At 53.2% G+C, this 14,640-nt stretch carries 13 protein-coding genes; 5 read left to right on the top strand and 8 right to left on the bottom strand.

What is annotated here, in order from left to right:
- Positions 1-61 precede the first annotated feature (61 nt).
- Positions 62-2,497, top strand: a complete 2,436-nt coding sequence (locus HQN87_RS00390) for a glycoside hydrolase family 94 protein (protein ID WP_173126063.1) — start codon at positions 62-64, stop codon at positions 2,495-2,497.
- Between the two features lie 357 nt (positions 2,498-2,854).
- Here the strand turns inward: HQN87_RS00390 and HQN87_RS00385 are convergent, their stop codons facing one another.
- The gene (locus HQN87_RS00385) at positions 2,855-4,825 is read right to left on the bottom strand and encodes a glycoside hydrolase family 127 protein (RefSeq protein WP_173126060.1); all 1,971 of its coding nucleotides are present in this window, start codon (positions 4,823-4,825) and stop codon (positions 2,855-2,857) included.
- A gap of 168 nt (positions 4,826-4,993) precedes the next feature.
- On the opposite strand from HQN87_RS00385, the gene HQN87_RS00380 reads away from it, so the two are divergent.
- The 4 genes from HQN87_RS00380 to HQN87_RS00365 all read left to right on the top strand — a co-directional run bounded on the left by HQN87_RS00380 (position 4,994) and on the right by HQN87_RS00365 (position 8,026).
- Positions 4,994-5,866 (top strand): helix-turn-helix transcriptional regulator, encoded by an 873-nt coding sequence (locus HQN87_RS00380; RefSeq protein WP_173126057.1) that lies wholly within the window; start codon positions 4,994-4,996, stop codon positions 5,864-5,866.
- A 182-nt stretch (positions 5,867-6,048) separates the two neighbouring features.
- A complete protein-coding gene (locus tag HQN87_RS00375; RefSeq protein ID WP_173126054.1) occupies positions 6,049-6,630 on the top strand; it encodes a YitT family protein in 582 nt (193 codons plus the stop codon).
- A 151-nt stretch (positions 6,631-6,781) separates the two neighbouring features.
- Positions 6,782-7,564, top strand: a complete 783-nt coding sequence (locus HQN87_RS00370; RefSeq protein WP_216857087.1) for a threonine/serine exporter family protein — start codon at positions 6,782-6,784, stop codon at positions 7,562-7,564.
- 27 nt (positions 7,565-7,591) lie between these two features.
- On the top strand, positions 7,592-8,026 hold the full coding sequence (locus tag HQN87_RS00365) for a threonine/serine exporter family protein (protein ID WP_173126051.1): 435 nt from the start codon (positions 7,592-7,594) through the stop codon (positions 8,024-8,026).
- Positions 8,027-8,132: 106 nt separating this feature from the next.
- Here HQN87_RS00365 and HQN87_RS00360 read toward each other — a convergent pair whose 3' ends face one another.
- The 7 genes from HQN87_RS00360 to map all read right to left on the bottom strand — a co-directional run bounded on the left by HQN87_RS00360 (position 8,133) and on the right by map (position 14,529).
- Complete coding sequence (locus tag HQN87_RS00360; protein WP_436836449.1) at positions 8,133-10,169, bottom strand: Na+/H+ antiporter; 2,037 nt, start codon at positions 10,167-10,169, stop codon at positions 8,133-8,135.
- Between the two features lie 161 nt (positions 10,170-10,330).
- Complete coding sequence (locus tag HQN87_RS00355; RefSeq protein WP_173126044.1) at positions 10,331-11,197, bottom strand: VOC family protein; 867 nt, start codon at positions 11,195-11,197, stop codon at positions 10,331-10,333.
- A gap of 207 nt (positions 11,198-11,404) precedes the next feature.
- Positions 11,405-12,073 (bottom strand): DUF4085 family protein, encoded by a 669-nt coding sequence (locus HQN87_RS00350; RefSeq protein WP_173126041.1) that lies wholly within the window; start codon positions 12,071-12,073, stop codon positions 11,405-11,407.
- Positions 12,074-12,103: 30 nt separating this feature from the next.
- Positions 12,104-12,499 (bottom strand): helix-turn-helix domain-containing protein, encoded by a 396-nt coding sequence (locus HQN87_RS00345; RefSeq protein WP_173126038.1) that lies wholly within the window; start codon positions 12,497-12,499, stop codon positions 12,104-12,106.
- A gap of 264 nt (positions 12,500-12,763) precedes the next feature.
- The gene (locus HQN87_RS00340; protein WP_173126035.1) at positions 12,764-13,186 is read right to left on the bottom strand and encodes an Rrf2 family transcriptional regulator; all 423 of its coding nucleotides are present in this window, start codon (positions 13,184-13,186) and stop codon (positions 12,764-12,766) included.
- A gap of 159 nt (positions 13,187-13,345) precedes the next feature.
- A complete protein-coding gene (locus HQN87_RS00335) occupies positions 13,346-13,633 on the bottom strand; it encodes a carboxymuconolactone decarboxylase family protein (protein ID WP_436836448.1) in 288 nt (95 codons plus the stop codon).
- Between the two features lie 149 nt (positions 13,634-13,782).
- On the bottom strand, positions 13,783-14,529 hold the full coding sequence (map, locus tag HQN87_RS00330) for a type I methionyl aminopeptidase (RefSeq protein ID WP_173126029.1): 747 nt from the start codon (positions 14,527-14,529) through the stop codon (positions 13,783-13,785).
- Positions 14,530-14,640 lie beyond the last annotated feature (111 nt).

Genomic DNA, 14,640 nt, shown 5'->3' with positions numbered 1-14,640 from the left:
GAGGGAATTTTTTCTCCGTCTTGTAAACGCGCGTTCACAATCGAAAGGAGACTTGTCTCTCATGAAATTCGGAACTTTTGACGATACCCGCAAAGAGTATGTAATCAACACCCCCAAAACCCCTTACCCGTGGATTAACTATCTCGGCAACGAGCAATTTTTCGGCCTGATCTCTAATACTGCCGGTGGTTATACCTTCTACCGCGATGCGCGGATGAGAAGACTTACCCGTTACCGGTATAACAATATTCCGCTGGATACAGGCGGCCGCTACTACTACCTGTACGATGACGGTGATTTCTGGACCCCGGGCTGGATGCCGGTGAAGCGCGATCTGGACTTCTACGAATGCCGCCATGGTCTTGGCTACACTTCCATTACAGGCGAGCGTAACGGCATTTCCGTGAACCAGCTTGCTTTTGTACCGATGGGCCATAACGCTGAAGTACACCGCCTTGTCGTTAAGAACACCGGCGACGCGAAGAAGACTGTTAAGCTGTTCTCCTTTGCCGAGTTCTGTTTGTGGAATGCCAATGATGATATGACCAACTTCCAGCGTAACCTCAGCACCGGCGAAGTTGAAGTGAAGGATTCCGTTATCTATCACAAAACCGAATACCGCGAGCGCAGAAACCACTACGCCTTCTATTCGGTAAATAAAGAAATCGCCGGCTTCGATACCGACCGCGAATCCTTCGTGGGCATGTACAATGGTCTGGACGCTCCGCAGGCAGTTGCTGCAGGTGAAGCTACGAATTCCGTAGCCAGCGGCTGGTCACCTATCGGCTCCCACGCCCTCAACATCACGCTGGAACCAGGCGAAGAACAAAGCTTCATCTTCGTACTCGGCTACATCGAGAACCCTGAGGATGAGAAATGGGAATCCCTGAACGTTATCAACAAGAAACCTGCACAGGCTGTAATTGATCAATTCGCTACAGACGCCCAGGTGGATGCTGCGCTGGCTAACTTGGCCGCCCACTGGGATAACCTGCTGTCCAAATATCAGATCCAGAGCGGTGACGATAAACTGAACCGGATGGTTAACATCTGGAACCCGTACCAGTGTATGGTTACCTTCAACATGTCCCGTTCTGCTTCGTACTTCGAATCCGGGATCGGCCGTGGTATGGGCTTCCGCGACTCTAACCAGGATCTTCTCGGCTTCGTGCATCAGATTCCTGAGCGTGCCAGAGAACGTATTCTCGATATCGCCGCCACCCAGTTCCCTGACGGCAGTGCATATCACCAGTATCAGCCGCTTACCAAAAAAGGCAACAACGAAGTCGGCTCCGGCTTCAACGATGATCCGCTATGGCTGATCTCGGGTACAGCGGCCTACATCAAGGAAACCGGCGATTATTCGATCCTCGACGAGCAGGTTCCTTTTGACAGCAATCCGGATCACACCGCCACCCTGTTCGAGCATTTGAAGCTGAGCTTCGAGCATGTAACGAACAACCTCGGACCTCACGGCCTGCCGCTGATCGGACGCGCGGACTGGAATGACTGTCTGAACCTGAACTGCTTCTCCACCGAGCCGGGCGAATCGTTCCAGACCACCGAGAATATCGCGGGCGGTGTAGCCGAATCCGTGTTCATTGCAGGCCTGTTCGTCTTCGTCGGACCGGACTATGCCGAGATCTGCCGCATGCGCGGACTGGATGATGTCGCTGCAGATGCAGTAGCGAAGATCGAGAACATGAGTGCCATTACTCTGTCCCACGGCTTCGACGGCGACTGGTTCCTGCGCGCTTACGACCACTACGGCGACAAGATCGGCAGCAAGGAGAACGAGGAAGGCCAGATCTTCATCGAGCCGCAAGGCATGTGCGTAATGGCGGGTATCGGTGTGGAGAACGGCGAAGCCGCCCGCGCCCTGACTTCCGTGCAGGAACGTCTGGATACGGACTACGGTATCGTATTGCAGCAGCCTCCGTATTCCAAGTACTATCTGAACCTGGGTGAAATTTCTACGTACCCTCCGGGTTACAAAGAGAATGCCGGCATCTTCTGCCATAACAACCCTTGGATCATGATCGCTGAAACGGTGCTTGGACACGGCGACAGAGCTTTTGAAATCTACAAAAAAATCGCTCCGGCTTACCTGGAGGACATCAGCGAAGTGCACCGTATGGAGCCTTACGTGTACTCCCAGATGATCGCTGGTAAAGACGCGGTACGTCACGGCGAGGCGAAAAACTCCTGGCTGACAGGCACAGCTGCATGGAACTATGTAGCGATTACTCAGTCCATTCTCGGTATTCAAGCTGACTTTGCCGGTCTCAAGGTAGATCCTTGTATCCCTGCGGAGTGGGATGGCTTCGAAATTACCCGCGCCTTCCGTGGAGACACTTATGTGATCTCGATCCAGAACCCGAACCATGTCTCCAAAGGCGTAGCCAGCCTGACCCTTGACGGCGCTGCTGTGGAAGGCAACATCATCGCTCCTGTGGGCGACGGTGCGGTTCACCAGGTTGTTGTTGTATTGGGTTAGTCAGCATTATTGACAATAGCCCCCGGTTGTTCCGCCTAAGCGGTGCAGCCGGGGGCTATTGTGTGCTTGAAGCAGTATTCGTGAGAGCCGGTCTGCTGCGGCAGCCGTAATTAGATGGATTTTCTCCACTTGCTAAAGTACGAAAGAAGCAATGCCAGGGCAGCAATTGGAAAAAGAGCACTTAAACTTAGCAAAACAGATCAAAATGCGGGAAGTGTCTGGAATTAAATTACGTTTATCCAACTAAATCCCTCAGAGAAACCAAAATAGCGAAATTAAGATACATTTGTCCACCTACTTGCCTACAGGGGAGGTTGGCTACAGCATTATATGGCAGCTACCGCTCATATGTGATAACTACGGAATCCAGACCTTCATCTCGCCGCTGCCGCGGTTGCCCCACAGATAGTAAGGGACTGCCGTTACTTCCACCGGCTGGACAGCAGCCTTGGTTCTGCTGTAGAGTCCACCGCTCCAGCTCTGACCGTCCACACGGTAGCCATCTGTTCTGAGCACTACAGCACCACCAAGCAGCAACTCATCATACGTCTCAGTGAATGCCGCTGCTTCACTCAAGGAAACTGAGCTTAGCGGCTCGCTGTTATCCACAGCTTCCAGGCAATAGACCAGCGGTCCGCGCTGAATGGCCGTCTTCCCGGCATCGGCACGCAGATTCGGATGAGCGTATACACGGTGCGCTTCCATCGGCAGAGTCAGCTCAATGAGGTCACCGGCCTGCCATTCCCTGCGGATTACCGCATATCCCAGCTCCAGAGCTTCCTCAGCACTAACCGCTGCTCCATTCACTCTGATCTCGTTGCTCGTACTCCATGAAGGAATGCGCAGGGCAATACCGAACTCTCCGGCTTCGGCAGGATCAACCTTCAGGATGACGGTTCCATCCCACGTGAAACGGCTCTGCTGGCTGATTGTTACCTCTGTCCCTCCCAGCGTTGTCTTCACTTCACTGCCAATATACAGATTCGTGTAAAGTGTGTCGCTATGCACCGTATAGATATACTGGTTCAATGAAGTCAGCAGACGGGCTACATTCGGAGGGCAGCAGGCACAGCCGAACCAGCCCTGGCGTTCTGATCTCACATGATGTTTGCCGGGATTGCAGGTGCAGGCCTGCGGCCATACCTCCAACGGATTCACGTAGAAGTAATGTTTACCGTCCTGTGCCATTGAGCCAAGCACATTATTGTAGAGCGCCCGCTCCATCACATCGGCGTACCGGGCGTCCGGGGTCAATTCCAGCATCCTTTTGGCAAAAAAGATCAGCCCTATGGAAGCGCAGGTCTCCGCATACACGGTGTCATTAGGCAAGTCATAATCAAAGGTGAACGCCTCGCCATGGTGGGTAGAACCGATTCCGCCGGTAATGTACATCTGTTTGTCCGTCATGTTATTCCATAATTGCTCACAAGCCTTGCGCAGTGCCTCATCTCCGGTAATCCGCGCCAGATCGGCCATGGCACTGTACATATAGACGGCACGGACGGAATGGCCTATAGCCACACTCTGCTCCCGGACCGGGAGATGTGCCTGATAGTAGGCTGTATCCAGCTGGTCCGTCTGGCCCGTCCAATGTGTAATCCGCCCGCGCTTCTCCCACTCCTGCCGCAGGAAGTTCGGCTCCTGTCCACGCTGGTCGATGAAGAAGCTGCTGAGTCTCAGATACTTCTCCTCACCCGTCAGCCGGTACAGCTTGACCAGCGCCAGCTCTATTTCCTGATGACCGTCGTATCCCTTCAGCTTGCCTTCTTCCGGCCCGAAGACGGAATCAATATGGTCGGCCATCCGGCGCATGATATTCAGCAGCTTGTCTTTGCCTGTGGCTTCATAGTAAGCTACCGCCGCTTCAATGAAGTGCCCGGCACAATACAGCTCATGGCAGTCCTGGAGGTTGGTCCAGCGCTTACCTGGTTCTTTGATCGTAAAATACGTATTAAGATAGCCGTCTTCCTGCTGCGCTTCTCCAACCAGATCAATCACTTCATCCGCCTGACGCTCCAGCTCAGGATCACGCTTGATGCTAAGTGAATACCCCGCTGCCTCCAGCCATTTGGCCACATCACTGTCCTGGAAGACCATGCCTCCGAACTTGCCCTCTCTCCTCCCGGAAGCGATTTCAAAATTGGCGATGGCATAGCTCGGTTCTGCTTCCGCCACGCGGTCATGCAGCGCCTCATATTGATATGGAATTACCGTATCCTGTACCAGCCGGATGTACCGGCCCCAGAATTCATCGTGAACGGACACTGTCTGACTTGAATGGCCGGGACGATCAGTGGGCTGAACCTCTGTACCTTCATATTCGCTCATTTCCGCATCTCCTCTGCTTTAACTCTTACTCGCTATTTGTCATTATAGACGGTACAATGAAACAAAAACAGAATCAGACTCAACTCTGTTTTTGTACTTTTTCACACTATCTATTCTTGGCCTACAGCGAAGTCCGCCAGAACATTCCTGCCTGTACAAGGAGTCCATATGACCTTTAATCCTTCCTATATTCATCTGGCCGCACCGCCGTTCCCCTATTTCCTGGAGTGTGGCCATACTGTATACCCGCCCGGGGCACAGCATCCGAACCGCAGCCGCATGGGGAAATTCGACCTTATCATCGTGGAGCAGGGCTGCCTGTTCATCGGAGAAGAGCATAAGGAGTGGGCTGTAGGCTCCGGGCATACTTTACTGCTGCTGCCTGACCGCTACCATTATTCCGTTCAGCCCTGCGAGGAGGAGACACGCTTCACCTGGGTTCATTTTCACACGGTGGGAGAGTGGGTTGAATCTGCGGGCGAGCCGGTGTATGCGGACCGGGAGGAGCATTTCCGCCAGTTCCTTACCTATCCCTATACTATCCGCATCCCACAATTCGGACCGCTGCCTGCACCATTCGCGCGCAGTGGCCAGGCCGAGCAATTATTGCAGCTCCAGGCCGGGCGGCGCTCAAGCACAGTCTGGCAGCAGCAGCGCATCTTCGAGGAGATGCTGCGGACGATGGATATGGCCCGGCAGGATACGGCCGGAAGCCAGAGTGCCGAGATCGCCGAGCAGACAGAGGCTTACCTGCGGAGCCACTATGCGGAGGATATCACGAATACCACTCTCTCGGACGCGCTGCATTTTCACTACAATTATCTGGCCCGCTGCATGAAGCGTGTCTACGGGCTGACCCCTATGGAGTACCTGACGGATTACCGGCTGGAGCAGGCCAAGCTGCTCTTGCTGAAGACGGAGATCCCGATAGCGGGAATCGCAGAACGCACAGGCTTCGAGAGTACGGCTTACTTCTCCCGGCGCTTCAGCCGCAAGGTTGGGATCTCACCGCTGCGTTTCCGCAAGCGTTATTCCCGCTAACAGTGTATACATCAACGTGAATGCTGCCGGACTGAAGGTATAACCTCAGGAAGAATTGGAGGGAAGGATACGGAATACCTGCTCTGCTGTCAATGAATTCTGACAAATAGGAAATTTTAGCTATTTTTTTCCAGATAGGCGCATAGTTATTAAGACATGCCTCAAATCCGGAGATGTTGAATATGCGGTCCTATCCAAGCTACGTTATTATTCTGCTGGCCAGCCTGCTGATTGCAACAGGAACTAACTTCTTCCTGGTCCCCTATAAAATCCTCGATGGAGGAATTATCGGCATCGCCCTCATCATTAATTATATCTCCGGCACCAAAATCGGACTGTGCATTATGCTATGCAGCCTGCCTATCTTCCTGCTGGCCTGGTTCCGGGAAAGGGATATCTTCTACAACAGCATTATGGGGCTGCTGGCTTCGTCCCTCTTGATTGAGCTGCTCTTTCCGCTGCAATATTATTTCCTGTACTACATTGAGCTGGGCTCTATCTCAAGCGCCATCATCGGCGGCTTCCTGATGGGCACCGGACTCGGCCTTATGCTCCGGTTCAAAGCCAGTACAGGCGGCACAGATCTGCTGGCCAAATACATCCAGCGTTATCTTCCGCTCAATATCGGGCTGATCATCTTCCTGACGGACTTCCTCATCATCGGTGCCGGAGGTTTGCTGATCTCCAAGGAGACCTTTTTCCATTCGATTCTGACCATTATCTCTGGCGGTGTGGCTACGGGATTATGTACGCTGGAGCAATGAAGCGGGTATTCTTGATGCAGCAATGAAACCGACTTTTGTATGTTTTCTGATAAAAAACATGGATTCGTCAGAATATATGGAATAAAGGTTGAAATTTTCAGGCTTTCGGGCGACAATCAGTAGATAACATTCCCGGGGAGGATCGACGAAGTTGGATAGCCCAAGCACCGATAACACAAGCATCAACAGTAACACTTCCACGCATGACATTATTGATCTGTGCCTGCTGGCAGGCAAAATCATGCTGCAAAGCGGCGCCGAAACCTACCGCGTGGAGGACACCATGAGCCGGATGGCAGCGGCCCTCGGCTTCCCCGGTGCGCATAGCTACGTCACCCCGACGGTCATTATGTTCACCACCAGCCGGACCGAGCCGGTGAAGCTGTTCCGGATCGCCGAGCGGACGACCGATCTGCAAAAGGTATCCGAGGTCAACGACATCTCCAGGCGGCTGAGTGAACGCCAGCTGACTGCCGCAGAAGCCCGGGAGCGCCTGGGCATTGTCGATGATGCAGCTCATGCTTACCCGGTATGGCTGCAGATTGCAGCCGCCGCTCTGACCGGAGCCTGCTTCACCGTCATGTTCAAGGGCAGCCTGTGGGATGCGCTGCCGTCCCTGCCGATATCCGGGGCAGGCTTCGCCGCCGTCATCTATCTTCACCGTCTGGTGCAGGTCCGCTTCTTCGCGGAATTCATCGCCTCCTTTATCATCGGCCTCCTGGCCTTCTTCTCCGTCAAGTTCGGTGTGGGACGCGAGATGGACAAGATTATCATCGGCTGTGTCATGCCGCTCGTGCCGGGGCTGCTCATCACCAATGCGGTCCGTGACCTGATGGCAGGTCATCTGGTCTCCGGTCTCTCCAAGGGGGCTGACGCATTTCTGACCGCCTTTGCCATAGGAACCGGTATAGGTCTTGTGTTGTCCCTTTTCTAACACCCATGTGAAAGAGGTAGTTCTTCCATGATTTTGCAACTTATAACCAGTTTTATTGCCGCTGCCTCCTTCTGCATCCTGTTCAATGCACCGGCACGCGCGCTGCTCCAATGCGGCTTCGCCGGGATGATCGGCTGGATGCTGTATCTGCAGCTTGATTACGAGTGGGATACGGTCGTTGCCACCTTCGGGGCTACCCTGGTGGTTGGAGTGATCAGCCAGTTTTTTGCGCGCTCCTTCAAGATGCCGGTCATTATATTCAGTGTCGGCGGCATCATTCCGCTCGTACCGGGCGGTCTCGCTTATGACGCCATGCGCAGGTTCGTGGAGAATGACAATAACCATGGGATTCAGCTTGCGGTCCAGGCCCTGCTCCTGTCCGGAGCCATTGCTGCCGGACTGGTGCTGAGCGAGGTGATGGGACAGATGTTTCTTCGCCGGACAAGACGTTCAGGAATCTGACCGGATGCTCCCATAAGACTAATAAACCCGCATACTACAGGACTGGTCCTGGCAGTATGCGGGTTTGTTTGCATTCAATAGGTTGAAGCGGGTGCCTCTCCTAACCTTAATCCTCCCAGATCGAGGTTTCCAGCTGATCCACGAACCGCCGCAGCCTGCCGGCAATCTTAAGATTAATCGCCCCGTTCTGGTACATCTCCTGTACCGTGTTCCGCTGCTCCTGAATCGCCTGCAGCTTCAGCTCCAGCTTCTCATCATCCACGACGCCGTCTTTGCTCCAGCCTTCCCCCTGCTCCAGCCGGGATTCCAGCCGTTCGTACTTGTCGATGACCTTCTGCGAAGCCAGCCGGTTCTCCTCACTCATTCCCGCACTGACGGCGGAGACGGCCGCCTGGCACATCGCAATCTTCGCCGTCCGGGCGCTTTCGGCATTCTGCACGGCGAGGCGTCCCTCTTCCCCGCTGAGCTTGCCGGAGAACAGGCCCGAGAACAAGCGCTGAATTTCCGTAAGCGAGAATTTGATCTGTGTATCAAGCCGTTTGCACAGCAGAGATTCCGTATGATCCAGCAGTTCTTCCATCTTCACGGCGACCGGCGCCGGCAGCGCCCCCTTCTCCATGATCCGCCGCAGCTCTGTACGTTCTGCTTCAATAGCATTCATACGCGCTTCGACTCCCAGACGACGAAACTGCTCATTGGCTGAATCCTTGTCTGCTCGCGCAGCACACAGTCTGTCAACCTTGTCTGTGAATTCCAGCAGGACGGGCTGTGTTGCCCGCTCTGGATTCTCCGCAACCAGGCTGCGCAGCATGGACATCCCTGCGTCAATCACTACATTTCTGGCCGCCAGCTCTGTGCTCCCGTGGCCGGCTCCGATGGTCTGAACCACAGTCTCTTCCTGGTCGGCGAGCAGCGGCAGGAAGATGCTGGCGATGATCAGCGACATTAGAATGACACCAGCAGCAAGCGCAATAATTAAGTCCCGTTCGGGGAAAGGTGTGATCCCGTCACCCAGCACCAGCGGAATGGAAAAGGCACCCGCAAGGGTTACGGCTCCCCGCACGCCGGAGATTGAAGTGATAATCTGGGACTTAAGCGGCGCCTTCTCTGCCTTGAGGCGCTTGCTCTCCCATAAGGAATAGGCATAGACCCATAGGAAACGCAGCACAATAAGCAGCGCCGTAATCGCCAGCACATACCCGGCAACCATGAAGTTATTGAGCGTCTGATCCCGGTAGATCACTTCAACCACATCCGGAACGGACACGCCAAGCATGAGGAATACCAGCCCGTTCAGCACCAGCAGCAGTACCGACCAGGTGCTGGCTGATACAAGCTGCAGCTTATATTGAGGGGAGACTGCCCGGTCCTTCTCAATAGCGAACATCACACCGCCTGCTACAACCGCGAGGATACCGGAGACTCCGATCTCCTCGCTGACCAAATAGATGATAAACGGCGTAAGAATCTGCAGCAGCACATGAATCGTGACATCCTCCATACCGAACCTGCGGATGAACACGCTGAGCCGGATCAGCAGGAACGACAGCACCGCACCGAGCAGCAGTCCACCGGCGGCAATCAGTACGAAGCTGAGCGATGCCTTCGGAAGAGAGAACACTCCGGTAACCATGGCTGCAATAGCAAATTTAAAAGCAACCAGGCCGGACGCATCATTCATCAGCGATTCCCCTTCAAGAATACGGTGAATACTCTTCGGCAGATGGACCTTTCCAGCCAGCGCTCCAACCGCTACGGCATCGGTAGGGGAGAGAATCGCTGCCAGTGCGAAGGAGGCGGCCAGCGGAATCGAAGGAATCATCCAGTTGATCGCGTAACCTGCGACAAATACCGTTACAAATACAAGTCCCAGTGCCAGCAGCAGAATAGGCGCTCTGAGATTCCATAGCTCATCCCGCGGTGTCCGCCGCCCGTCATTGAACAGCAGAGGCGCAATGAATAACACGAAGAACAGCTCAGGCTCAAAGTGCATATGTATGCCGGTTGGAACAAGTGCAGCAATAATCCCAAGTCCGATCTGAATCAGGGGAATCGGGACAAACGGAATGAACCGGTTCACGATATTCGAGACCGCGATCAGTCCGAGCATCAGCAATACAGCAAGAAAAGTCTCCAAGTCCATCATCTCCCGATTTATATTTGAGCATATTGATATCCTATGATAACGTCAAACGTCAATAAACGGAAGGCACTGCGGAATTAAAATCATCCGCACGTACCTCCCGCTATACTCCAGTTCTCTTAGGCCTCGCCGGTTACTTCCGGAACTGGATATTTATGATTTTAGTGCTTCACCAGCAGTTGAATCCCGATGTTCCACGGGGCCTTCAGCGTAACGATGCCGCCCTCTTCTTCAACCTGGTATCCTGCGCGCTTCACACGTTCAGCTACTTCATACACATCCCGGCTGTCAGGCAGCAGCAGAGTGAAGTAGTCGATGCCCGCAGCGTCGGCAGGAGCAGCAGGAGCGCCCTGTCCAGCCCAGGTATTCAGCCCCATGTGGTGGTGATACCCGCCGGCCGATATGAACATTGCCGCATCCCCGTAATGGGCAGTCGCAGTGAAGCCAAGCGCATCTACATAGAATCTCTTGGCCTCCGCCAGATCGCCAACATGCAAGTGAACATGGCCAATCACTGTGCCGGAGGGCAGTCCGGTCCAGCTCAGTCCCTCTGACGCGGCAAGCAGTCCGTCCACATCCACCGGATCGGTGGTCATAACGACATGCCCCTCCGCATCATACTTCCAGGTGTCGCGGGGCCGGTCACGGTACAGCTCAATCCCGTTATTATCAGGGTCCTGGATGTACAATGCCTCACTGACCATATGATCCCCCTGCCCGACATGAATGCCTGAATCGATCAGACTGCGCAGCACGAGTCCCAGACTGGGCCGGTCCGGCAGCAGAATCGCAAAATGGTACAAACCGGCTGCTGAATTGCTGCGCAGAATCCGGGCATGGTCAATCTCCCGCAGAACAAGCAGCACCTGCTTGCCATCGGCCGTCATCTCTGCCTCACGCCCCTGCCGGCGCAAAATCTGCAGTCCGATGACATTCTGATAAAAGTTGAGCGAACGCTCCAAATTACTTACCCGGATCTGTACAAGTCCGATTTCCAGCGCTTGCGGCAGTGCGGCTGTTACTGACATAATAACCCCTCCTGTATAATGGCTGATGCTATAGTGTTAACTATTATGATAATGTCCATTCCGTGCTTGTAACTATTCCCGTTACACACTAACTAACTTAATTATAGTAGCGATCTATATGTTTGTCAATTACTTTTAAAAATCGCTTAATACGCCGTTCGCCCATAAAAATAGCCCGGCCCATGGGCCAGGCTCCGAAGCAGTTATTCAGTAATTCGGTTCACCAAGGAGCTCTATCGAGATATCCTGGGCCGTAATTCTCAACTCACTCGGCGGGGAATCCATCAGAACCCGGAGCTCGAATCCTTGCTCCACCGCATAGATCTCATCATACAGCCAATATTTCTTCTCTAGCTGCTCGGGCAGCATGAGTCCGGTCACACCAGTGAATCTGAGCCGAATATCACATTGATAATGCATGGCACCGCTACAGTCCAGAGTCATCTCCATCACTCCATCTTCAGGAACTACATAAGAGATTACCCGCGAATCATGCAGATTCTTCTCGACTAGCTGCAAGGCAGGGGCCGGGAGAAGATCCTTAATGGCCTCGAAACCCTGACGGTATTCCCTGAAATTCTCCTGTAGCCGTTCATCATAATTCCTGCCCCACTGCAATGCCTGTTCCTTGAATTCTGGAGCCGGATAGGTTGAATTTATCGTTCCATCATAAATAGAGGAATGGAAGTACTCAGGAAGATACTTCAGCAAGTCCGCTTTCATATACTCCAGGAAATCCTTCGCCCGCTCCTCATAGCTGATTCCCTCCGCAACATGCCAGGCCACATCCTCCAGCCAATCCTGCTCCGTCTCTGGGAATACCATGAACCCGCGCACCTGCATTTCCTCATACCAGGGTATGGTGAAAAATTTCATTGCAGCTCTCCCTCCAATCACTGGTAAACATTATTGAACAATTAATTTCGTGCCATTATATACCCTGTTCTCCACAGAAGCCAGCTGAATCCAATTCAGCAGTTGCTGCTTGTTGAACAGGAACTCATTGTCCACCCTGAGATAAGGGAGCTTCTTGCCCTCGAAAGGTCCGTCATTCCTCAGAACGGCATTCTCTGCCTTCATAATATTCATGACCTGCTCCTCACTCAGACGCAGGAATTGCGCAGTCTCTGTGAGCGTCATTAACGGGTGGTCCGTATCCTGCATTTCCTTCTGCGTCTCCGCTATAGTCTGCTGCCGCATCTCATAGCCGGGTGTAAGCTCTTTGCTGATAACGAAGCTGCCTGCCACACCGCAAAGACCCAGAATCAGTGCCGCTCCCAGGATAGTATAATGATTCTTCATGAACAACATCTCCTTAGATCGTATGTATGTTGTCAGTCTAAACGATCCGGAATTAGGTGTAAAGAATAGGCCGGGTAATCCAGTCCGTCATAAAAAAGCGGCCCTGCCGGTATCCGGCAGGGCCAAAGTCTATTGTAAGGGGGTCATGTGACTAATATACCTAGCGAAGCTTAACGCCAGATGAAAACCACATAAAGGTTTGATGAAAATGATATATCAAAAGAAAGACCCCGCCGGGGCACGGCGGGGTCTCACATAGCTGCCTCACGAAACAGGAATCTGATGTACGATCTGATCCAGAGTGACCTCCTGGAGCACATTCTCCATGGCCTTCTGCGCCAGCGAGAATACGGGAACAATCGCACCGGCAATGTTCTTGCCGACCGGACAGTCGGGATTCGGATGCTCGTGGACAGAGAACAGCGAATCCTCTTCCACTGCATTGACCGCCCGATAGATCTGCAGCAGCGTGATGTCGGCTGCGCTGCGGGTAAGCTTCGCTCCCGCTACGCCGGGGCGGACCTCCACCAGACCGGCCTTATTCAGCATACCTGTGAGACGGCGGATGACCACCGGATTCGTATTGACACTGCCGGCAATCCACTCCGAGGTGCTTTTGCCGTCTTTGTTGCTGTCGATTAAAGTTAGAATATGAATAGCTACCGCAAACCGGGTGCTAATGTTCATGACAATCTCTCCTTCGCACTGACCGGAAGCTTTCCGCCAGATGCAACTATAATAGTTACATTCCAGGCCGTTGTCAATCCTCAGGGGGAGTCTGGCAAGCTCTAAGATGTACTTCCCGGCTGCTCCGGTTCACTTTGTCCTTAAGCAGGCTTCGGGCCACTACTCGCTGTCATATGCCTGCAATGCCACCGGCAAGGCCTGAATCACCACATTGCCTACGGCCGGAAAAGGCAGCAGCACGGCGCTGATAATCTCCTCGCGGGTAGCACCGAGCGCTTTGGCGTGTTTGACATGAAAAGGCAGTCCGCTCTCCAGTCTGACCGCCGCAAGTACAGAGATATAGGCAATCTCTTCGGTTTTGGCATCCAGACTGCTTGCAGCATCCAGCTTCTGCACTACCTCCCCAAAAGCCTTTTGCTGCTCCGGCGCTTCCTTCATAAACGTCATAAATGCTTGACTGACATGCGATACATTATCCACTATCATTAACCCTCCGATTCTAGAAACAGATCCTGTGCATATTCACATCACTTTATTTATTATGGGAATCGAATTCGTAAGGCATACATTGCCGCTGTTACAATATTCTGTACGCCTCAGGCGCTGGTCAGAATAATAGGCTTGCCCTTGGTTACCACAATCGTATGTTCATACTGGGCCACCCGGCTGTTATCGGCCACACTGAGCGTCCATCCATCCGACTGCTGTTCTACAAAGTCAGCGCCCGTGGACAGAAACGGCTCTATGGTAATGACCTGGCCTTCTTTCAGAACTGTGGTCACCCGCGGATTATAAAAGGGCAGAATTTCAAAAGGCTTCTCATGCAAGGCCTTGCCGATGCCATGGCTGCACAGATTACGCACCACCTTATAGCCGCGTTTCCGTGCTTCTGACTCCATCACCCGGCCGATCTCGTTAACCTTCATTCCCGCTCTGAGATGATTAATCACACTCATCATTGTTTCTTCCGTGCTCCGGCAGAGATGAATCAGCTTCTCATTATAAGGAGGGAGCTGGAAGGATACTCCGGCATCGCTGTAATAACCGTTCAGCTCGGCTGAGACATCAATATTGATCAGATCCCCGGCCTGAATCACCCGTTGTCCCGGAATTCCATGGGCCACCTCTTCATTCACACTAATACAGGTAGTTCCGGGAAAATTGTAGGTTACCTTAGGAGCTGATTTTGCGCCAAAATGGTTCAAAATCTTCGCCCCCACTTCATCCAGCTCCGCAGTCGTCATTCCGGGGACTACACTCTTCTTCATCTCTGCGATGGTGTGGCCTACTACTTTACCGGCTGCCTTCAGTCCTTGCATATCCTGGAGCGTCTCGCTCGTCATTCCTGTTCACATTCCTCTCGTATTTCCGGGCTTCTTCATCCTGTGCAGCTCCGCTGCCAATGGTTCCGCCGATTCTTATGTATGATACAAGTATAACAGTCTTATTACGCA

The sequence above is a fragment of the Paenibacillus tritici genome, from assembly GCF_013204885.1.
GTDB classification, from domain to species: domain Bacteria; phylum Bacillota; class Bacilli; order Paenibacillales; family Paenibacillaceae; genus Paenibacillus_AQ; species Paenibacillus_AQ tritici.
Note: the sequence above shows the minus strand (reverse complement) of the source record. Positions and strands in the feature narration are given on the sequence as shown.

What these genes read in the sequence shown, in the direction of transcription:
- HQN87_RS00390 (WP_173126063.1), top strand. Translation starts at nt 62, where the DNA reads ATGAAATTCGGAACTTTTGACGATACCCGCAAAGAGTATGTAATCAAC.
- HQN87_RS00385 (WP_173126060.1), bottom strand. Translation starts at nt 4,825, where the DNA reads ATGAGCGAATATGAAGGTACAGAGGTTCAGCCCACTGATCGTCCCGGC.
- HQN87_RS00380 (WP_173126057.1), top strand. Translation starts at nt 4,994, where the DNA reads ATGACCTTTAATCCTTCCTATATTCATCTGGCCGCACCGCCGTTCCCC.
- HQN87_RS00375 (WP_173126054.1), top strand. Translation starts at nt 6,049, where the DNA reads ATGCGGTCCTATCCAAGCTACGTTATTATTCTGCTGGCCAGCCTGCTG.
- HQN87_RS00365 (WP_173126051.1), top strand. Translation starts at nt 7,592, where the DNA reads ATGATTTTGCAACTTATAACCAGTTTTATTGCCGCTGCCTCCTTCTGC.
- HQN87_RS00360 (WP_436836449.1), bottom strand. Translation starts at nt 10,169, where the DNA reads ATGGACTTGGAGACTTTTCTTGCTGTATTGCTGATGCTCGGACTGATC.
- HQN87_RS00355 (WP_173126044.1), bottom strand. Translation starts at nt 11,197, where the DNA reads ATGTCAGTAACAGCCGCACTGCCGCAAGCGCTGGAAATCGGACTTGTA.
- HQN87_RS00350 (WP_173126041.1), bottom strand. Translation starts at nt 12,073, where the DNA reads ATGAAATTTTTCACCATACCCTGGTATGAGGAAATGCAGGTGCGCGGG.
- HQN87_RS00345 (WP_173126038.1), bottom strand. Translation starts at nt 12,499, where the DNA reads ATGAAGAATCATTATACTATCCTGGGAGCGGCACTGATTCTGGGTCTT.
- HQN87_RS00340 (WP_173126035.1), bottom strand. Translation starts at nt 13,186, where the DNA reads ATGAACATTAGCACCCGGTTTGCGGTAGCTATTCATATTCTAACTTTA.
- HQN87_RS00335 (WP_436836448.1), bottom strand. Translation starts at nt 13,633, where the DNA reads ATGACGTTTATGAAGGAAGCGCCGGAGCAGCAAAAGGCTTTTGGGGAG.
- map (WP_173126029.1), bottom strand. Translation starts at nt 14,529, where the DNA reads ATGACGAGCGAGACGCTCCAGGATATGCAAGGACTGAAGGCAGCCGGT.